At 63.2% G+C, this 19,416-nt stretch carries 18 protein-coding genes; 13 read left to right on the top strand and 5 right to left on the bottom strand.

All coding sequences use genetic code 11. The annotated features are described in order from the left end of the window. Window positions 1-256: 256 nt before the first annotated feature. Complete coding sequence (locus IPL79_08870; GenBank protein MBK9071096.1) at window positions 257-1,138, bottom strand: pre-peptidase C-terminal domain-containing protein; 882 nt, start codon at window positions 1,136-1,138, stop codon at window positions 257-259. A gap of 332 nt (window positions 1,139-1,470) precedes the next feature. Between IPL79_08870 and IPL79_08875 the strand changes: the two genes are divergently transcribed. The 6 genes from IPL79_08875 to IPL79_08900 all read left to right on the top strand — a co-directional run bounded on the left by IPL79_08875 (window position 1,471) and on the right by IPL79_08900 (window position 7,774). Beyond that, complete coding sequence (locus IPL79_08875; protein ID MBK9071097.1) at window positions 1,471-2,943, top strand: hypothetical protein; 1,473 nt, start codon at window positions 1,471-1,473, stop codon at window positions 2,941-2,943. 178 nt (window positions 2,944-3,121) lie between these two features. Next, complete coding sequence (locus IPL79_08880; GenBank protein MBK9071098.1) at window positions 3,122-4,699, top strand: hypothetical protein; 1,578 nt, start codon at window positions 3,122-3,124, stop codon at window positions 4,697-4,699. Window positions 4,700-4,733: 34 nt separating this feature from the next. Further along, a complete protein-coding gene (locus IPL79_08885) occupies window positions 4,734-5,291 on the top strand; it encodes a hypothetical protein (GenBank protein ID MBK9071099.1) in 558 nt (185 codons plus the stop codon). Window positions 5,292-5,369: 78 nt separating this feature from the next. Then, window positions 5,370-6,890, top strand: coding sequence for a hypothetical protein (locus IPL79_08890; protein ID MBK9071100.1), 1,521 nt, complete (start codon window positions 5,370-5,372; stop codon window positions 6,888-6,890). Window positions 6,891-6,895: 5 nt separating this feature from the next. Next, window positions 6,896-7,084 (top strand): hypothetical protein, encoded by a 189-nt coding sequence (locus IPL79_08895; GenBank protein ID MBK9071101.1) that lies wholly within the window; start codon window positions 6,896-6,898, stop codon window positions 7,082-7,084. A gap of 3 nt (window positions 7,085-7,087) precedes the next feature. Then, on the top strand, window positions 7,088-7,774 hold the full coding sequence (locus IPL79_08900; protein ID MBK9071102.1) for a hypothetical protein: 687 nt from the start codon (window positions 7,088-7,090) through the stop codon (window positions 7,772-7,774). 27 nt (window positions 7,775-7,801) lie between these two features. Here the strand turns inward: IPL79_08900 and IPL79_08905 are convergent, their stop codons facing one another. Both IPL79_08905 and IPL79_08910 read right to left on the bottom strand, forming a co-directional pair. Continuing rightward, a complete protein-coding gene (locus IPL79_08905; GenBank protein MBK9071103.1) occupies window positions 7,802-8,404 on the bottom strand; it encodes a hypothetical protein in 603 nt (200 codons plus the stop codon). Window positions 8,405-8,408: 4 nt separating this feature from the next. Beyond that, on the bottom strand, window positions 8,409-10,049 hold the full coding sequence (locus tag IPL79_08910; protein MBK9071104.1) for a serine/threonine protein kinase: 1,641 nt from the start codon (window positions 10,047-10,049) through the stop codon (window positions 8,409-8,411). Between the two features lie 174 nt (window positions 10,050-10,223). Here IPL79_08910 and IPL79_08915 point away from each other — a divergent pair, with 174 nt between their 5' ends. Then, the gene (locus IPL79_08915; protein ID MBK9071105.1) at window positions 10,224-11,408 is read left to right on the top strand and encodes a class I SAM-dependent rRNA methyltransferase; all 1,185 of its coding nucleotides are present in this window, start codon (window positions 10,224-10,226) and stop codon (window positions 11,406-11,408) included. A gap of 18 nt (window positions 11,409-11,426) precedes the next feature. Continuing rightward, window positions 11,427-12,257, top strand: coding sequence for a CHAD domain-containing protein (locus IPL79_08920; GenBank protein ID MBK9071106.1), 831 nt, complete (start codon window positions 11,427-11,429; stop codon window positions 12,255-12,257). On the opposite strand, the gene IPL79_08925 is transcribed toward IPL79_08920, so the two are convergent. Beyond that, window positions 12,229-12,537, bottom strand: a complete 309-nt coding sequence (locus IPL79_08925; GenBank protein ID MBK9071107.1) for a hypothetical protein — start codon at window positions 12,535-12,537, stop codon at window positions 12,229-12,231. The genes IPL79_08920 and IPL79_08925 overlap by 29 nt on opposite strands. 82 nt (window positions 12,538-12,619) lie before the next feature. On the opposite strand from IPL79_08925, the gene IPL79_08930 reads away from it, so the two are divergent. From IPL79_08930 to IPL79_08950, 5 genes are all read left to right on the top strand, one after another. Further along, the gene (locus IPL79_08930) at window positions 12,620-12,841 is read left to right on the top strand and encodes a hypothetical protein (protein MBK9071108.1); all 222 of its coding nucleotides are present in this window, start codon (window positions 12,620-12,622) and stop codon (window positions 12,839-12,841) included. A gap of 10 nt (window positions 12,842-12,851) precedes the next feature. Next, a complete protein-coding gene (locus IPL79_08935; protein ID MBK9071109.1) occupies window positions 12,852-13,070 on the top strand; it encodes a hypothetical protein in 219 nt (72 codons plus the stop codon). Window positions 13,071-13,163: 93 nt separating this feature from the next. Beyond that, window positions 13,164-13,871 carry a YebC/PmpR family DNA-binding transcriptional regulator gene (locus tag IPL79_08940; GenBank protein ID MBK9071110.1) on the top strand — a complete coding sequence of 236 codons (708 nt, stop codon included), beginning with the start codon at window positions 13,164-13,166 and terminating at the stop codon, window positions 13,869-13,871. 230 nt (window positions 13,872-14,101) lie between these two features. Then, window positions 14,102-14,545, top strand: coding sequence for a hypothetical protein (locus IPL79_08945; protein ID MBK9071111.1), 444 nt, complete (start codon window positions 14,102-14,104; stop codon window positions 14,543-14,545). Continuing rightward, a complete protein-coding gene (locus IPL79_08950) occupies window positions 14,458-17,604 on the top strand; it encodes a thrombospondin type 3 repeat-containing protein (protein MBK9071112.1) in 3,147 nt (1,048 codons plus the stop codon). Before IPL79_08945 ends, IPL79_08950 begins: the two co-directional genes overlap by 88 nt. Here IPL79_08950 and IPL79_08955 read toward each other — a convergent pair. Continuing rightward, on the bottom strand, window positions 17,576-18,757 hold the full coding sequence (locus IPL79_08955) for a multidrug effflux MFS transporter (protein ID MBK9071113.1): 1,182 nt from the start codon (window positions 18,755-18,757) through the stop codon (window positions 17,576-17,578). The genes IPL79_08950 and IPL79_08955 overlap by 29 nt on opposite strands. Window positions 18,758-19,416: the final 659 nt, after the last annotated feature.

Genomic DNA, 19,416 nt, shown 5'->3' on the forward strand with positions numbered 1-19,416 from the left:
TGGGTCTCTGTCCGTGGCACGTCGTTAAAAAACACTCACTTATCCCAATAAACTCGCGTTTTTTGCCTTGTGCCACGAACACATCCCTGCGGCTGAACCGCTGTCGCTTGGCTCACCTTGTCTGTGCCAATGCACTGGGCCGCCCAATTGCGATGGATTGTTTTGGAATGAAGCAAAATCACCGCGAGAGCGGATTTGCCGTGCCGCGGCGGTTTCCCGGAGCCGCCTCAGAGTGGCCGCTGCGGCGCTGCCCCGGCTACTGGATTTTGAGGGTGTACGGGGCCTCGTTGCCCAGCGTGCCGTCAAACACGTGGACCTTGAGCACATAGTTGCCATCTGCGGTCGCCTTGTACGTAAACGTCTCGGTCGCCGCCGTGCTCACCGATTTGGCAGCGTACGTGGTGTTCTGCGCCTCAGCGTTGGCCTGAGTCCAAAAATACAGGTCGAGATCGATGGCGGTCTTATCGAAAGTGACCGTGACCGTGTAGGTTTGGTTTTTCACCATAGGGATGGTGAAGTAGTCCATGTTGCACGGACAAACATCGAGCGCGTAGGTGCCAGGCGTCACTTGGGGCGGCGAGAACGGCGCATCGTTGGGCTCAAAGTAGTCATCGCTGCAGCCATTGCAATCGGTGTCGCATGCGCCCTTATTGCCATCGCAATCGGCGTCGAGGTCGCCTTCGCAGACCTCCTCTTCTTTGCAAATGGGCGCATCGTTGCACGCGGTGACCTCGGGCTGCGGCGCCGCGGCGACCTGGGCCACGGTCAGCGTGGTGGGGCGTGAGATTTCGCCATCATCATCGACGGCATAGACCGCATAGGTATCGCTCGCCTCGTCGTCGAGCGGAAACTCGGCGCAGAAGATGCCATCAAAATCGGTTGCGACGACTTGCGACAGGCCGCTGCCATTGGCGCGCAGCAACACCTTGCGCGACACCGCGGTGCCCTGAATGACCACGGTATTGAGCGGCGTCTCGGTTGCCGTTTCAGCGCGCGGGGGCGCCAAATCTGGATCGGTCACGGGCGTCGCCGTCTTGCTACCAGGGGCATCTGCCTTGCAGCCCACGAGCAGCCCAACGCACAATGCGGCCGTGGCCGCCTTATTTAGGGTGGAGCGCAATGAGACCAGTTCCAGCATGACCCGGTACTAAGCACAAAGCATGCCATCCCACGGCCAGGCATCGGGGCCGCCCCGCAGCGCCGTGGGGCGCCGCAACTGCGGTCGGAAGTCCCCACTTGCTCCTGGCAGCCCCACTCAAGTAGCCGCGCATTCGCAAAAACCCCTGGGGAGCGCTCCAGATAGTGCCGCCGCCAGCCGGCCACTGGCCTACCGCGCCTTGGCGCGCTTCGTGCATTACCTCCCAGCATGCGTTCGATCTATTCCACCATCCATTCAAGCTGTTTGGCCCTGTTAGCCGCTGCGGCCCTGGTTGGCTGCAGCGATGCTTCGAGGTCGCGGAAGACGCGCCCGTGCTGCTCGGGCTTTCGACGTCATCGATTCAGGTTGGCCATCCGCTCAACTTTGTTGGCGAAAAGTTTATCGACGTCGCCAAGGGCCGCACGTACATGCAATTTAATGGCGTCTTCCATGGCACCAATGCCGACTACGATGTGACCGAGCTCGACGTCAAGACCTCGCGCACCGCCGCCAATGAGGCGTCGTGGCCCTTCTTTGGCCACTACCGCGTGCCGTTTGTGCCCACCGGCGATGAGATCGGTACGTTCAAGGGCACCGTCACCCCTATCAATGTGCTCAAGGACGGTACGGAAATCGTCGGCGAACCACTCTCCGTCGTGCTGACCGTCGAACCCTCCATTATCTTGCACCGCATGCAACCCACCGCGATGGCGAGTGGCGCGGAATGCGACAAGCCCAGCCTGCGCATGCTCGGCGGCTATGCCTATGAAATCGAAGCAGCGACGATCGGATTTGCAGCGGATAACCTCTCGGTGAATATCACCGGCGAACCAGGCGGCACGTCGATCGGCCGCACGCTCAAGGCCCCCATGGTCTCCGCCGCGAATGGTGGCTCGGTCGCCGGGTTTGGCAAGGATCGCGAGTTTACGCTCGCGCCAGTTCCGGCCGATGCCACCACCTATATCGCGTCCATCCGCGTGACCGCGAAGAATGCCGACAACGACGCCATTCAGGTGGTTTATCCCCTCCCCGTGATTCGCCCGCTCGCCTTCATCCCAAATGGCGAGCCCCGGTTAGCGCAAATTGAGCAAGCCGTGCCCGTCTCGGGCTGCATGGCCGGCGGCATTAATGGCCAAAACGTGCGCTATGAAGAAACCCAGTCAGAGACCCGGCAGCGGCAAATCCAATACAATTGGAACAGCGATTGGTCGACCGATAAGTCGACGCAAACCACCGAAACCACCGATTGGAGCAATGGCACCAACACAGGCTTTAGCAACGGCGGCGACCACAACTGGGGCGGCAACTGGAGCGAAAACGCCGGCGTCAGCGGCGGCACCTCAGGCACCATCGGTGGCGGGCTTGCGCCTGGCAGCGTCTCGGCGCACATCGAGGCTAGCTACGGCAAGACCTGGGGCGGCCACGACGGCGGCTCGCAGAACTGGTCCGACACCGGCGGCACCGATCGTCGCGATGGCGGCAGCACGTCAGATTCCTCCACCCTAAGCACCCGCCAAGGCGGCAGCGAGGGCGTCAGCGAGTTCTACGACGTGTCGTCCACCAAAAGCATCACCAGCGCGGTAACCGCAGATATCATTCCAAGCATGTTCGGCGTTTGGTTCCGTCAAGTCACGCGCTGGTCGCACCCCGCCGCCGTTGTCGAGTACGACCTTTGCGGCAATCCCCACATGGTCGCCGAGGTCGAGATTGCGGACTACCAATGGGCGGTTAGCCTTGGTCAAGGCACCGACTGCGTCGACGTCGAAACCACGCTCGAAGAACCAGTTTGTTACAGCGGCTGCTGAGGCCAACTGACCCCGATGGGGGTGACGACGATGGTTTCGCCCCAGGTTGGCGAGCCAACGTCAATTTTTACGTCCATCGCCGCAACAAAAACATACTATTTACGAGGGCTTAGGAAGCCATCACGAATCTGGCAACGCGCAACCCCGTGGCATGTTTCGTGCAATGTCTCTTCATACAATGTGTAAATCTGTCCTTCAGACCACAACCTCACGCGGACTGCTCTTGGCCGCCTTTGCCGCCGCCGCCCTGGGCTGTAGCGATGGGGTCAATGACGCCGAAGACGCCCCAGTGCTGCTGGGCCTCTCGGATTCGTCGATCCAGGTCGGGCACAAGCTTAGCTTTGTCGGGGAGAAGTTTCTCGACCCCAAGGATGGCCGCACCATCATGCGCTTTGACGGCGTCTTTGAGGGCTCGCTCGCCGACTACGACGTAGCCGCCTACGACGTGCGCACCGCGCGCACCACCGAAAATGAGGTTTCGTGGCCGTTCTTTGGCCACTATCAAGTGCCCTTCGCGCCAGACGGCGACGACCTTGGCACCTTCCGCGGCACCGTAACGCCGGTGAACGTGAAGAAAGATGGCGCTGAAATCGTTGGCGCGCCGCTCGAGGTCACCCTGACCGTATTGCCCTCGATCGTCCTGTACGGCCTCGAGCCCGTGGTCGCCGAATATCAGTGCGCCAAGCCGAGCATGCGCATCTTGGGCGGCTACGCCTATGAGATGACCGCGGCCACGCTTGATTTCCCGGCGCGGACGCTGTCGATCAACATAAGCGGCGAGCCCGGCGTGGCCAGCGGCGGCCGCACCATCGTCGTGCCCATGACCGGTAGCATCGGCAACAGCTCGATGGCGTTGCTCGGCGATAATCGTCAGCTCGTGCTGGCGCCGGTGCCCGATGACGCGACCATGTATATCGCCGAGGTCCGCCTGACCGCGATCGATGACGATAATAAGTCGATCACCGTGGTGTACCCAATTCCGGTGCATCGCCCGTTGGCCTTTATTCCAAGCGGCGAGCCGCGCTTGGCACAAATTGAACAAGCCGTGCCCGTCTCCGGTTGTATGGCAGGCGGCCTCAACGGCAGCAACGTCCGCTATGAGGAAACCCAGTCTGAGACGCGCACCCGTCAGGTTCAATATCGATGGGACTCCAACTGGTCGTCTGAAAAATCCGACCAGACCTCCACGACCACCGACTGGCGCAACGGCTCCAACACCGGCTTTAGTGGCGGTGGCGACCATAACTGGGGCGGTAACTGGAGCGAAAATCTTGGCGGCAGCCTCGGCGGCTCGGGGACGATTGGTGGCGGTCTCGCGCCCGGGTCAGTCACCGTCCACGCCGAAGTAAGCTATGGCAAGACATGGGGCGGCCACGATGGCGGCTCGGAAAATTGGTCGACCACGGGCGGTAACGATCGCTCCGACGGCGGCGCGGAAACCCTTACCACCACCATTGGGGTCACCCAGGGTGGCAGCGAGGGCGTCAGCGAATTCTATGACGTTTCCTCGACCAGGAGCATCACCAACGCGAGCATCAACGACATTATACCTAACATGTACGGCATCTGGTTTCGCCAGGTGACGCGGTGGAGCCATCCGGCGTCCGTCATTGAATTTGACTTGTGCGGCGAGCCACATGTCGTCGCCGAGGTCGAGATTGCCGACTACCAATGGGGCATTGGCCTCGGTCAAGGCACCTCCTGCGCCGAGGTGAAGCCGTCCCTCCCGGAGCCGGTTTGCTACTTGGGTTGCTAGCTGCCGGCGCCCGATCGTGAAATAGTTCGACGCGATGAACGAGCGTTGGCTATTTCGCGGGCCGTCTCGCAGCGTAGCCCTGGTGGTGCTGTTTGCGCTGGCCGGGTGCGAATCCCAACCGATCCCAACGCCGAGTCAAGATGCGGCGCCGCTTGCGCCAGCCTTTGCCTCGGCCGTCATCGCCTATGACGAGGGCGACGGCGAGCAAGACTGTGGCGACATGATGCCCCTGTGCGATGAACTTGGGACGTGCGGGCCCACCGACCTGCTTGGCGAGCCCGACGAGGTCGCATACGTGCTGGTCGCCGGCGGCTTTGTCGAGATTGCCTTTCTGTGCAGCAGCATGATCGAGCGCGGCGTTGACGCGTCGCCGGAGCTAAAGCTGTGGGCGACGGTGCCCGAGGGCGGCGGCGCGATCGTGCAAGTCAGCGTCGATGGCGCCACCTACGACGAAATTGGCGTGATGAACAGCGAGACGCTGGAGTTCGACCTCGCGCGCCTTGAGCTCACCGACGCGCGGTTCGTCCGCGTGCTCAACACCGGCGCCGAGGCCATCGACATCGATGCGTTCGAAGCCCTGCGAAATCCCTAACTCGCGCTGCAGTTTTGCCACCAATTGCCTTAGGATACGCCCGGGTCATGACGTCCGCCACTCGCCTCGCCTTGCTGCTTGTTGTGGCGCTCTTCGCCCGCGGCGGGGGCGCAGCCGCAACCGCCAAGCGATCGCCCCACCCTGACCAATATCACCGCGCAATTTCATCCGGGTCCCTACAATGCCATGGTGGTCGATCAACGCGACAGCCGGCGGGTCGCCGTGGTCACGCGCGACGGCCACGTCATGTGGTCGCACGACGGCGGCTACCGCGTCGATGACGCCCAGGCGGCGCAGGCGCGAACGCTCGATCCCATCACGCTGCGCGGCACCGGCGGCGGCCGCGCCATTTTGTCGGACAGCCGAGGCGACAACGCGTCGCCCGACCGCGAAATGTCGAGCTACTTGCTCATGCACAATATGCAAAATGGCATTCCGCCGGTGCGCTGGTTTGCTTGGATGGGTGTGCCGCAGTTTTTTCCGCAGTTCAGCAACATCGCGCTGCCGGCGGGCGACGGCCCAATGTTTCTCGCCGGGGCTGGTGGCATCTACGGCAGCGACGCCTCGCGCCGCACGTGGAAGCGCATCCATGGTCCGAGCAATTTTTACCCCAGCGACAAAGACGAATGGGGTATCGCCGTCACGGTCAACCCGAACAATCCCAAGCACATCCTGGCCTCGACGGATCGAGGGCTCATGATCTCGCGCAATGGCGGCGCCACGTTTTCGCACCCACGCGTGCAGACCATGCAGGATTTGGTCATCAACCAGTTCCTGTGGACCAGCGATACCCAACTGTATATCGCCGCCTACGGTGAGCTTATGGTGTCAAACGACGCCGGCGAAAGCTTCGAATCGATTACCGCGATCGACGGCGACATTAACCAGATGGCCGTGGTGGGTGGCATGTTGTACCTCGCCACCACGGACGGCGCGTGGATCGCGCCAATTCCGGCCAAGGAAGGCGAGGCGGCGCCACCTGCCGACCCCGAAGCACCTCCGGCTCCCGAGCCGTTACACATTCTCACCGAGCGCAACGTGGTCGGTATCGTGCCGTGGCAGGGCGGCGGCGTCCTGCTCGCAACGACCGACGAGTTACTCCTACGCACGGCGGCGGGCAAAGAGATAACGCTCTTTGGCACGTCGGGCAAGGATCCGATTGTGTCGCTCCAGGGCAATGCCGAGCGCGCGTGGATGCTTACGCAGGGCGCGATTTTTTCGTTAGGGGCCCCGGTGCCACGCAAACCCGGGACGCCGACCAAGCCGCCACGCCTGCGCATCGACCTGCCAACGCTTGAGCGACAAACCATTGCCTACTACAAGATTTATCCCCCCAAGCGCCTCGGCGGCACCGAGTACCTGCCTACCCTTGAAGTAGAAGTCGGCAACCATTCGACGAGCCGCTACATGGTGATGAACGACCCAACCTTTCCCGTGAGCTTTCGCCAGCTCGCCGACGATGGCACGAGCCGGGTGCAGTGGAAGGTCATGATCGAGTGGGACTTTTCCCACATTCTATTTAGCAAGTGGGGCAAACGCTCCAACAACGCCTTTTCGATGATCGACACCGGGATTCGCGACCAGCGCGAAAGGTGCTGACATCGGTGCGCGAAAACTACCGCGCGGCCGCCGATTTGGTAAAGGCGTTGCAGCAGCCACCGGCCGATCCAAAATTGGAGCTCTTGTGGCGGTGGCGCCTCGAAGAATTGGCGTCTTATCTCGAAACGTTTACGGGCACCCAAGTGGTCACGGACATCTCACCTGACGGCCGCGGCGTGGTTTTTAAGGAGTAACGTATGAAGCAAATCTCGACCCTTTTTTCCTGTCTCATCTCGGCGATGCTCGCGGCCGCGGCCGCAGCGCAACCCGCTGGCGGCGGCGCCGCGGGTGCCGGCAGCGGCGCCATGGGGGAGCTCATCAAGACCGTAAAGGCCGAGCCAACCATCAAGGAAGTGCAAACCGCGGCCTTGCGGTTTTATAAGCTCGAGCCCGCGCGCATCTTGGGCATGGCGAAGAACGCGCGCCTCAAGGGCTTGGTCCCCGACATCACGGTAAATTTCACAAACACCCTGGGCAACAACTTTCAAAACACCAAGGACGGGCTCTTTCCCGTGTTGCCAGGCACCGACGCCAACCCCAACCCAAACAATTACAAAGAACGCCAGGAGACCACCAACGATGAAGTCTCTTGGAATATCACCGGGCGCTGGGACCTAAGCCGCTTGGTATTTAGCTCCGAAGCGCTCGACGCCAAGTCGCTCATCACGCTGGAGGAAAATCTCATCCGCGAGGTTACGACGCTTTATTTCTCGCGGCGTCGGATGCTGGCGGGCATTTTTCTCTCCGAAGGCGGCTCCGATGAAGACATGTTTTACACGCTGACGCGCCTCGACGAGATGACGGCGACGCTCGACGCCTTTACCGGCGGCATGTTTGCAAAGCGCGCCTGGGACTGGGAAAAAGCGCTGCTCGGCGGCAAGTAATCGCAGGCCCTTGGCCGCGATGCGGTGCTACTTGTGCGCGTCGGCCGCGCCAGAGATGTAGACCAGGCGGCCGCCCGCATCGCCGACCACATAGCCCGCATAGGCAACCCCGGCGGTGCCGATCAACGAGGCCGCGGCCAGCCCCAGCGCCACGCGGCGGCGATTTCTCAACGCCCACGTCGCGGCGAGCAGCGCCAGCGTGCCACCGGTGGCAAACGTAAAGCGTTCGGCGGCTTCTTCGTGGCGATGGATGGCCTCGTCGCTGGCATAGCCCTCGATCACTTTCTCGTCGTCTTCGCCGGTTTGCAAGGCCATCACCGCGCCGCCAAGCTGAATGGCCTGCAACATCACGGCGAGCGCCCACACGCCAGGCGAAAACCAGCCGCGCGCAAAACCAAGCAACGTCGCCAACACCACCAACGGCATGACGATGCAAAGTGCGATCGGAATGTGGACCACCTTGGGGTGGAGGGGCAGCGCCTTGCTCCAATACGTTGGATCGCCGACCGTCGCGCTGGCCTCGGCCTCGACCGCCGCTGGCGCCGCGTCGTCTTCGCTGGCGCTGGCGCGGGAAGCAACCGCAATTAGGGTCACGAGGGCGATTCCGAGCCCGAGGGCGATGGCTTTCATCCGCCTACGCTAACATTATTGCTAGCACCAGCAAGACGATCGCGGCAATCGCGACGCCAATAGCGACACCAAGCCACAGCCCGCGCCGAGGCGCCGCCTGAGTCATTTTTACCGTCGCGGTGACGGCGGGCGCGATGGAGGCGGAACGCCGCACCAGCGTGGGCGCCACGGCTGGCTTGGCTGCGCTCGCCGCGTGTGTGGGCGCCGCCTGCTCCATCGGCGCGACGACCACCGCAATACGCGCCGCCGTTTCCTCCAGCTCGTCGCCCTCTTCCGGCGTGGCCACGCTGGCGGCAGCGGGGGCCGCGCGCGTGGCGTTAGTCACCGAGCCCGCGGCCATGGGCGCAGCTGCCATGCGCGTGGCTTCGTCCTGGGCAGACGTCGCCTCGCCTACGGGTGGAGCGCCAGTGATGCGAGGCAAGACCATGGTTGGCGACGCCGGCACGCTCGCGACCTCGCCGACGCCACCTAGCTGCGGTGGGTGCGACGACGCAGCGCTGCGCGCACCGACCTCGGCACGTGGAATGGTCGCCGCCATGCGGCGTGATGCCGTGCCACTGGCGGCCGCAACCGCAAACTCCTTTACCAGCGGCGCCTTGCCGACAGCGAGGCCCAAGGGCCCAGCGCCTGCAACATCCGCGACGGTATGATCATCAAATTCTGACGGCCCAAGCTGCCCCTCAAACGTCGGCAGCGTCTCGAGATCTTGCGACTCCGCCATGATCTCTTGCGCAAATGCGCCCTTGAGCCAAATCGATAGATCGTCGCTGTCAAAGGCTTGGCCCGTTTCGCTGAGAAACGCCACCAGCGCGTTGCGCAGCTCGCTGCACCAGCCGTAGCGCTTCGCGGGATCGCGCGCGACCGCGGTGAGAATGATGTCCTCAAGTGCTGCGGGCAAATCCGGCATTACCTCGCGCGGCCTTGGCAGGATGCCGGCGCGCGCCTTGGCCATCAGCTCGACCTCGGAGTTGGCCGAGATCAAACGATCGCCAATCAATAACTCAAACAAGACAACCCCCGCGCCGTACACGTCGACGCGGCGATCGAGCGGCGCGCCCGCCACCTGCTCGGGCGCGAGGTAGCTCAGCTTGCCCTTGACGTCGCCGGCCGCGGTCATGGTCAGGCGCTCGGCGGCCTTGGCGATGCCAAAGTCGACGAGCTTGACCTCACCCTTGTACGAGACAATTACATTTTGTGGCGTGCAGTCACGGTGCACGATGAGCATCGGCTTGCCCTTGGCATCGAGCTTGCGATGCGCATAGTCGAGCGCCTCACACATCTTGATCGCGATGTGACACGCCATGGCGACGGGCATGCGCTGGCGCAGGCGGCGAAAGCGATTCTGGATCTGCAGCAGATCCTTGCCCCACACGTACTCCATCGCGATATACGGATAGCTATCTGCCGTGCCATTTTCGTAGATGCGCGCGATGTTGCGGTGGACGAGCTGGCCCGAGATGTTGGCCTCGTCGGTAAACATGAGACGAAACGCGTCGTCTTCGATCATGGACGGCAGGATGCGCTTGACCGCGAGCAGCTTGCCGCTGCTGCCTTCGCTGGCGCGGCGGGCGCGAAATACCTCGGCCATCCCGCCGACGCTTACGCGCTCCAGCAAGACGTATGGCCCAAAGCGCACGTCCCCCACCTGTTTATTGTACGTCTGCCGCTTAACCGAACGCAATGTTACGCACGGACCCGCCCAGGGCTCAACCGTTGCCGCACGGCTGCCCGCTGGGGTTGCCGCTTGCTCCATGTATGGCTAAGTGTTACCAAGCGCCCGTGCATCGTCAGGCAAACGCTATAAATTCGAGGACCTGTCGTGGCTGACATCAAGCTGGCGGTGGGCGCCGAAGTCATTGCCTTTGTCGCCAGCGGCGGGCGCGATATCGACTTGGCGCGCGTGCCGGGTGGCGACGGCGTGCCCGCCGGCACGTCCGTGCGCCTCACGAACGAGTCGGGCACTGAATTTGGTGCGGCCATCGCCGATCCAGACAACAAGCTCCTTCGCGTGTTTTTGCAGACCGCCGATGGCTTCACCAAGATCGACGGCGGCCTCTTGGCGTCCCGCATAGAAGATGCCACCAAGCGGCGCGACCGGCTTGGCTTGCTTACGGCCGGCGAGTGCTATCGCCTATTTCACGGCGCTGGCGATCGACTGCCTGGCATGTCGTGCGACGTGCTCGGCGATTGGGCAGTGCTCTACGTCTATGCCGATGCGCTCTTGCCACTTGCCGACGTGGTCGCGGACGCGGTGCGCGGTTTTGCGAAATGCAGCGGCGTGGTGATCAAGACGCGCCTGCGCGGTGGCGCCAGCGAATCCGAGCAGCGCGTGGTCGGCAAGGCGCCTCCCGAGCGCTACGAGGCGCTTGAGCGCGGCGTGCGCTTTGAGATCCACCCCATGGGCGGGCTAAATGTCGGCCTGTTTACCGACATGCGCGAGCAACGCGCGGGGCTGGCGCGTTTTGCCGGCGGCAAGCGCGTGCTTAATTTGTTTTCGTATACCGGCGCGCTTAGCGTCGCGTGCGCACGAGCCGGTGCGGCGAGCGTCGTTAGCGTCGACACCTCGCAGGGCGTCAACGACTGGGCGCAGGGCAACTTCGCGCGCTCGGGCTATAAAGACACCGACAAGCGCTGGCGCTTTGAGACCGGCGATGCCGCGCGGTTTTTGGCGCGCGCCAATCGCGACCGCGAGACCTACGACCTCATCTTGATCGATCCGCCGACGTTTTCGCCTGCGCGCGGTGCCAACCCATGGACCTTGGCCAAGGACTATCCCGCGCTGATCGCGAGCGCGGCTAAAGCGATGTCGCCGCATGGCCTGCTGTGGATCGCCGCCAACACGCACGAGCTTGGCTCGCTAGTTAAACTGGCGAGCAAGGGCCTCGAGCGCAGCGGCCGCTGGTGCGCGCTGCTCGAACAAGGTGGCCTGCCGCCGGATTATCCGACGGTGCCGGTGCAGCCGTGGGACCGCTACTTACAAACCGCGCTTTTCGCGGTGACGTAGGCCAAGACGGGTTGACCCATGAGCGCCCTCCTCGAGCATTTGCACGACCGTTGCGAGGACATCGCCCAACGGGTGGAGCGTTTATCCCACCGGTGCGAGCAGGAATCGCTGCACCGGCTGCGGGTCGACCTCAAGAAGCTGCGCGCCGCGCTCCGCTTGTTACGAGCGGTTGACCCGGATTTTCCGTATAAAAAAATGTACGTGCGGTACCGACGCGTGTTTGCGCAAGGCGGGTTGGTTCGAGAGCTCCAGCTGCAACTACGCCTGCTGGCGAGCGACACCAAGGCGGACCCGGCCTTTGTGCAGCAATACTCGCGACATCTTCAGCAGCAATACGCGGTCGCCCGCGGCGGGTTTCGGGCGATGGCGCGCACAACGAAATTGCTCCCATGGAAACGGCTTGCGGCGCGGCTTGGGCCAGCTGAAGCGCGCTGCACCCCACAGCGTCTGGATCGCTATTTTTTGGCCATGCAGACGCGCATTGACCAATGTCTCGCGGCGATCGGCAGATGCAGCGCGGAAGAACTCCACGACCTGCGAAAAGCGCTCAAAGACGATGAAGCCAATCGAAAATTGACCACGCATTATTTACATTTCGATCCGGGCGCGCGCGCCACCGACCGCGAACTCGAAGAGCTCATCGATAAGCTAGGTGACTGGCACGATCACCTGATTGCCGCGCAACGCCTCAAAGCCGATCTCCTGACGTCTAAGTGGTCCCCCGAACTTCGCGCGGCAGGAACAACGTTATTGCAACGGTGGCGACGCCAGTGCGGCAGGTACCGGAAGGAACTAAACGTCTTAGGCAAGCAACAGCTGACTAAACAAGCGGTGCCGGCGTCACGCTAATTGGCACGCCCAGCTCGGCGAGGCGCGGCACCAGCTCGTGCGCGACGCCGTGATAAAATGTGGCGAGTAGCGTCTCGCTCGAAAGCAGGCCGAGACGCTCGAGAACTTGCAGCTCGGGGGCGAGCTGGCGCGAGGCAAGCTCGGCGTCGCGCAGGCGCGCCTCGAAGCGGGCGATGTCGGCGCGCACGCGGTCGGCGAGGCGCGAACGGCGATCGTCGTCCCAACGCGGTACATAGTATTTTGGCAGTTTCAAAGCCAAAGGCGCCGTGGAAGGCTTCATCGCGAAAGATTTCTGACAGCGCCCACTTGGCCTTGGGCACCTCAGCGGCATCAATGGCCTGACGAAACACCAGCCCAGAAAGATGCTCGAAGACGCAGAAGAAACCCACCATGCCGGCGATGATCTCAAACTCGGCTTCGCGCCCGGTTGGATCGCCAGGGCGCGCCGCATTGACCGGAAACGGCGGCACGTCGCCGCGCGGCACGGTCGCCTTGCCGCCGAAGGTCTCGACCATCTGCGCGCACAGATCGACGTGGCGAATCTCGTCTTCGACGACGCGGCCAAACGCGCCGACCAAATCTAGCGGTGCCCCGATGCGCGCCAAAGCCGACGTCATAAAGCCTGCGATCACCACCGATTCGTACTCGGTCTCAAGCAAGCGCTGCCAGCCAGATGAGGCCGACCCGAGCACGCTCGGTGCCAAGCCCGCGGCGACAAACTCGGGCGCAACCTCGGCATCGCCAAAGCGGGTGACGCGCTGCTGGTGCACCACCTTAAGCCGCGTCGCGTCGCGCTGCAGCGGCACGGGCTGATTGCCCCCGGCGGCGGCGGCAGAGGGCTCGGGCGGCCGGCTAGACATGGCGGCAAAGCTACCATCGACGGCGGTTTTGCGATAGTAACGGGCCATGGGCGCCGGATGGAAAATCGCAGGTAAATCAGAAACCGCAGCCGCGCGTGGGCGCATCTTCACCAAGCTCGCACGCGAAATTATTATCGCGGCCAAGGGCGGCGCGGACCTCGGCGGCAACCCGCGGCTGCGCGCCGCGGTGGAAAATGCCAAGAAGCAATCGATGCCGCGCGACACGATTGATCGCGCGATCAAGAAGGGCTCGGGTCAGCTCGACGACGCTGCCAACTTCGAGACTGTCGAGTACGAGGGCTTTACGCCGCACCGCGTGCCGGTGATCGTCAATTGCCTTACCGATAATCGCAATCGCACCGCCGGCAACATTCGCACCTTGTTTCGCAAGGGCCAGCTCGGTTCGGCGGGCGCGGTCGCGTGGGATTTCGATCGGCTTGGCATGATTGAGGCCTCGCCGGGACCCGACGCGCAGGCCGGCGGCGATGCCGATGCCGCGGCGATTGAGGCCGGCGCGCAAGATTTGGAAGCCGCCGACGACGGCGCGACGCGCTTCTTTAGCGAGCCGACCGACGTCGATCTCGTGAGCAAAGGCCTCACTGCACTTGGCTGGGTGGTGACCACTGCCAAGATTGCCTGGCGCGCGAAGAACCCAGTGACGCTCGACGAGGCGGCCAAGGCCGAGGTCGTCGCGTTTCTCGAGGCGCTCGACGAAGACGATGACGTGCAAGATATCTACGTCGGCCTAGCCTAGTAACGGCGGGGTGCGCGCTAGCCGCCCCGCGCGGATTTATGCCAATTGCGTCACTGGGCGCGTGGGCTCGCCGCGTGACAATTTTGCAACAATTGTCGGGATCTACGACATTGCCGCGTGAACGGAATTTTTTTGGTGCAAGTGCAGTAGCCACGGGCTAGAACGCCGCCGTGCCCACATTTAAAACGCCTGCCCACGCTGCCTCTTCCATTTGGTTGTTTGCGCTGCTGATGGGGGGCTTGATTGCCAGCGGCTGCAGCCAGTCGTCGTCGCAAATATGCGGCAACGGCCAGCTCGAAAGCGGCGAGGTCTGCGACGACGGCAACGCCGTGAATGACGATGCCTGCAGCAACGTGTGCACCACGCCGATTTTTCGCCGACGTGTGGCGATAGCCAAGCGCAAACCGGCGAAGCCTGCGACGGCGCCGACCTCGCTGGCAATACTTGTGCAAGCCAAGGTTTTGAATCGGGCGCGCTGGGATGCGATGCCGACTGCGCGTTTGACACCTCGCAATGCAACACCGGCGCCGAGATTACGCAGTGTCGCGACTTGCCCGCCGCGCAAAGCGGCACCTGCGATACTACGGTGCCCGCCTCGCCCAACGGCAAACGCTTGCTCGTTGGCAACGTGCTTGGCCCCGATGGCGTGTTGGCTGGCGGCCACGTGCTCGTAGGCACGACCGGCCTCATTGAGTGCGTCGGCTGCGATTGCGGCGATCAGGCGGGTGCGGCCACGGTCATCACCTGCCCTGGCGCCGCGATTTCGCCGGGCCTGATCAACACGCACGACCATATTACCTACGCGCAAAACAGCCCCTACACCGATACCGGTGAGCGTTACGAACACCGCCACGACTGGCGCCGCGGCGCTCGCGGACATACCAAGATTCCGGCGTCTGGCAGCGCAAGCGCGGACCAAGTGCGATGGGGCGAGCTGCGCTTTTTGTTTGGCGGTGCCACCTCAACGGTGGGTTCGGGCAGCGCGACGGGGTTTCTGCGCAATCTAGATGTCGCCAGCGCGCAAGAAGGCCTTGGGCAAAAGCCGGTGAACTTCGAAACGTTTCCGCTCGACGACTCCGGCGGCACGATGCGCACCAGCGATTGCAACTACGGCGGCGACGCCGATACCTCGAGCACTATCGCCAATGACGACGCATATTTCCCGCACGTCTCCGAAGGCATCGACAACGAGGCGCGCAACGAGTTTCTTTGCCTCGCCAGCGGCTCGTACGACACCGCGGCACCGGGCCTGAGCAGCGACTTGGTGGTCCCGCAAAGCGCCTTCATCCATAGCATTGGCCTGCGCGCCAATGACTACGGCCAGATGGCTGCCGACGGCACCGCGCTGATTTGGTCACCGCGCTCGAATATCACCCTGTATGGCGACACCGCGCAGGTCACCCAGGCTGCGCGCCTCGGCACCCTGCTGACCATTGGCACCGACTGGGTGCTAACCGGCTCGTACAACTTGCAACGCGAGCTGCAGTGCGCCGCCGATCTCAACGACACCTACTATGGCGGCTATTTTTCACACCGCGACCTGTGGAAGATGGTCACGGTGAATGCCGCGATGGCGTCGGGCATCGACGACGTCACCGGCGTGCTAGCCGTCGGCAAGCAGGCCGATATCGCGATCTTTGCGGCTGGCGAGTTTTCTAACTTTGGCGCCGCCATCTTTGCCAAGCCCGAGGCCACGGCGCTGGTGATGCGCGGCGGAAAAATCTTATACGGCGAGGCCGACGTCGTCGCCGCCAGCGCGAGCGATTGCGACGCCATCGAGGTGTGCGGCGAGGCCAAGCAACTCTGCGCGCAAAGCGAGGCCGGCAAGTCGCTGGCGGCGCTGCAGGCCGCCAATGCCAGCTCGTACCCAATCTTTTTCTGCGGCGCGCCGGACAATGAGCCGAGCTGCTCGCCGCAACGCGAGGTCTCGGTGAACGGCTCGACGACCTACACCGGCATCGTGTCCGCAAGCGACCTCGACGGTGACGGCCTCGGCAATGACGCCGACAACTGCCCGAACGTCTTTAATCCAATTCGCCCGGTCGACAACGGCGCGCAAGGCGACTTCGACGCCGACGGCGAAGGCGACGTCTGCGACGTCTGCCCGCTCAACGCCGACACCACCAGCTGCTCGTCGATTAACCCAAATGACAGCGACGGCGATGGCGTGCTCAATGCGGCGGATAACTGCCCAGAGCTTGCCAACGCCGACCAAGCCGACGCCGATAGTGATGGCAAGGGCGACCTCTGCGATGCGTGCCCGAACCAAGCCAATCCAGGCAGCCAGGCCTGCGGCTCGACGATCTACGCGATCAAGAACGGCACCGTCGCGGTTGGCGCGGCGGTGGCCTTGCCGGCGGCGGTGGTTACCGCGCGCGGCACGCGTGGTTTCAACCTGCAAGTACGGTCGAGCGACGCGGGATATGCCGGCGAAGACTACTCCGGCATTTTTGTGTTCGACAACGGTACCCATGCGCTCGCGGTTGGCGACCTCGTCGTCATGTCGTCGGCGACGGTGGCCGACTTCTTTGGTCAACGCCAACTGCAAAATGTCACCGGCGTGACGGTGCTAAGCAGCGGCCAAGCGCTCGCACCAGCCATTGCCGTGACGCCCGCTGAGGTCGCAACAGGCGGCGCGCGTGCGGCGCAGCTCGAGGGCACGATCGTCTCGGTGGTTGATGTCGCCGTGACCGACATCGCACCTCCGCTGGGCAGCGGCGATAGCGCGCCGGCCAACGAATTCGTGGTCGGTGGCGGCTTGCGCATCAATGACTTTCTTTATCTAACCTCGCCATTTCCTGCGCTAGGCCAAGGCTACGACGCGATCACCGGCGTGCTGGCGTTTCGCAACGGCAACTCCAAGCTTGAGCCGCGCGGCGCCGCCGATGTGGTGGCGACCCTGCCGACGGGCCCGGCGTTCCTTACGGGCCTCTCGCCCGCGACCTCGACGATCGCGGCTGGCGGCACCGTCACGCTGACAGTGACGCTGAACTATGCCGACGGCGCCGAGCACGTGGTTGCGCTGTCGCAAACGCCGGTGAGCGGCACCCTGCCTGCCACGGTCGTCGTGCCCGCAGGCCAAAGCACGGCGACGTTCGCCTATACCGATACCTCGGGCGCGGGCACCGTAATTACCGCGACGCTTGATGGCGTTAGCTTGCAAGCCACGGTCAACGTCAGCGCCGGTGCGACCGGCCTGGTGATCAACGAGATCGACTACGACCAGGTGTCATCGCCCGATGGGGCGTCGTTTATTGAGATTTACAACGGCACCAGCGGCGACGTGGCGTTGGCCAACCTCGCGGTGGTCCTGGTCAACGGCGCCAACGGCCTCGAATACAACCGCTTCGCGCTCGCCGATGCGGGCGCGACGTTGCCTGCGGGCGGCTACTTGCTCATTCACAACAGCACGGTCGCCGCGGGCGGCGCGCTGTCGATCATCGCCTCGGGCGACTTTATCCAAAATGGCGCGCCCGACGGCGTCGCGCTGATCGATACCTCCACGCAGACCTTGGTCGACGCCCTGTCGTATGAAGGCAGCCTCACCTCCGCGACCATCACTGGCTTTGCGGCGCCGGTTTCGCTGGTTGCCGGCACCGCGACGCCTGCCGGCGACAACGGCGACCCTGCCCGCTCGCTGGCGCGCATCACCAACGGCGCCGACTCCGGGGATGACAACGTCGATTGGGTCACCACGGTGAACATCACGCCTGGCGCGGCGAACCTGCCGTAAGCAGCGCCAGCAGGCCGCAGGTCAGCACGGCGATGCCCAGCGCGCGCGCCGTGCCGTCGCTGGCTGCGCCGACGATGGCGGACACCGCCGCCGACAACGTAAATTGCAGCGTGCCCATGAGCGCTGAGGCCTGGCCTGCTCGCTCGCGATGGTGCTCAAGGGCAAGCGCGGCAGCGTTGCTGCCAACGGCGCCGATGGGCGCCAGCATGGCAAAGGTGGCGGCGGCGAGCAGCGCGACCGATTCTGGCCGCAGCCAGGCGGCGGCGCAGATCGCGGCCCCCGCGGTGGTGTAGGCCAGCATCGCGCGGCGCAGCAGGCGCGCTGGTGGATGCGCGGCAAGCCAGCGAATGTTGAGTTGCGACACCGCAATCATGCCGGCGGCATTGGTGCCGAAGAGCACGGCAAACGCCGCCGGCGCCAGGTGATGGCCGTTGACAAAAATAAACGACGACGAGGTGACGTAGGCAAAAAGCCCCGCCGAGACCAGCGAGGAGGCGAGCGCATAGCGGACGTATTGGCGATCGGCGAGCAAGGCTCGAAAATGAGTCCACACACTCGGGCGCTCGAACTGATCCGTCGCGGCCTGGTGCGTCTCGGGAAGATAGCGCCACACCACCACGGCGCAGGTGGAACCGATGCCCGCGAGCACCGCAAACACCGCGCGCCAACCGGCGACGCCGAGCACTGCGCTGCCCAGCAACGGGGCCAACATCGGCGCGGCGCCCATGACAAGCATCTGCATGGAAAGCATCTTAGCGATGTCGCGCCCGCTGTATAGATCGCGCACGAGCGCCCGCGCCACGACAATGCCCGCTGCCCCGCCGCAAGCCTGCAAGATGCGCAAGCCCATCAAGGCGTAGACATCTCGCGCCAGTGCGCAGCCGATCGAGGCGAGTACATAGAGACCCAGACCCCATAAAACCGGGCGCCGCCGCCCCACGCGATCCGAAATGGGTCCCCACACCAGCTGCGCCGCCGCCAGCCCGATGAAAAAGGCCGCCAGCGTGAGCTCGGTGTTGGCGCGGCTGGCCTGCAGGTCGCGAGCTATGGCCGGCAAGGCCGGCAAATACATGTCGATAGACAGCGGCGCAAACGCCGCCAGCATGCCGAGCAGCAGCGCGAGCCCCCAGTGCGGCGATACGCCTTTCGCCATGCAGCCTTATAGTTCGGCCGCGTGCATAATACTAGGGTCACTCCAGGCTCCCAATTAGCCTGTGATTACCGTTTGTTAGATCCGGTGCTGCGTAGTCACTATCGCTTGAACGTAATAACGCAGTAGCGTAGTTAACCAGTTGAAATAGCCGAGGAATTTTGGGCCGAGAGTGACCCTTCATTCGCATTCAGTGGTGTACCTCGAAAACGATGTACCGTTTTCCCGTCTCTGGTGCTTCCCATTCCGTGGCAACGTATACCGTTGCGTTGGGGTAGGCATCGAGTTCGAACCCTGCATCAGGATCTTCTGCGACATGATCCTCTATCTCTCGCCAAAACTTTTCAGAATCTTTCGGTGGTACGAATTGAAGCGAACAGTTCAGACGAGCAACAACAAGTTGACAAGAAGCTGCGCTTATCCTGCTAGCAACATTCCTCTTTTTTATTGAGCCCATTGCTATCGCGGGGAGATCGTTTCCCGATTCGTCAAACAGTTTACTCAAGGGTAACGAGACAATCCGACGGGGCGAAATGCGTTTGACACTTTCAATGAAACCACTCTGTTTTTTTCGGTTCACCATGATTGAGCACCCGCGCCGATTCCGTTTTATATAGAGAATGACTTGAGATGGCGCGGGCACTCTCGCCCAGAAATACAAT

It is taken from the genome of Myxococcales bacterium (assembly GCA_016716835.1).
Lineage (GTDB): Bacteria > Myxococcota_A > Polyangia > Haliangiales > Haliangiaceae > JADJUW01.

Coding starts and splice junctions, on each gene's coding strand:
- IPL79_08905 (MBK9071103.1), bottom strand. CDS start 8,404: ATGAAAGCCATCGCCCTCGGGCTCGGAATCGCCCTCGTGACCCTAATT.
- IPL79_08920 (MBK9071106.1), top strand. CDS start 11,427: ATGAGCGCCCTCCTCGAGCATTTGCACGACCGTTGCGAGGACATCGCC.
- IPL79_08900 (MBK9071102.1), top strand. CDS start 7,088: ATGAAGCAAATCTCGACCCTTTTTTCCTGTCTCATCTCGGCGATGCTC.
- IPL79_08880 (MBK9071098.1), top strand. CDS start 3,122: ATGTGTAAATCTGTCCTTCAGACCACAACCTCACGCGGACTGCTCTTG.
- IPL79_08945 (MBK9071111.1), top strand. CDS start 14,102: ATGGGGGGCTTGATTGCCAGCGGCTGCAGCCAGTCGTCGTCGCAAATA.
- IPL79_08930 (MBK9071108.1), top strand. CDS start 12,620: ATGCTCGAAGACGCAGAAGAAACCCACCATGCCGGCGATGATCTCAAA.
- IPL79_08885 (MBK9071099.1), top strand. CDS start 4,734: ATGAACGAGCGTTGGCTATTTCGCGGGCCGTCTCGCAGCGTAGCCCTG.
- IPL79_08870 (MBK9071096.1), bottom strand. CDS start 1,138: ATGCTGGAACTGGTCTCATTGCGCTCCACCCTAAATAAGGCGGCCACG.
- IPL79_08940 (MBK9071110.1), top strand. CDS start 13,164: ATGGGCGCCGGATGGAAAATCGCAGGTAAATCAGAAACCGCAGCCGCG.
- IPL79_08955 (MBK9071113.1), bottom strand. CDS start 18,757: ATGGCGAAAGGCGTATCGCCGCACTGGGGGCTCGCGCTGCTGCTCGGC.
- IPL79_08925 (MBK9071107.1), bottom strand. CDS start 12,537: ATGAAGCCTTCCACGGCGCCTTTGGCTTTGAAACTGCCAAAATACTAT.
- IPL79_08935 (MBK9071109.1), top strand. CDS start 12,852: ATGCGCGCCAAAGCCGACGTCATAAAGCCTGCGATCACCACCGATTCG.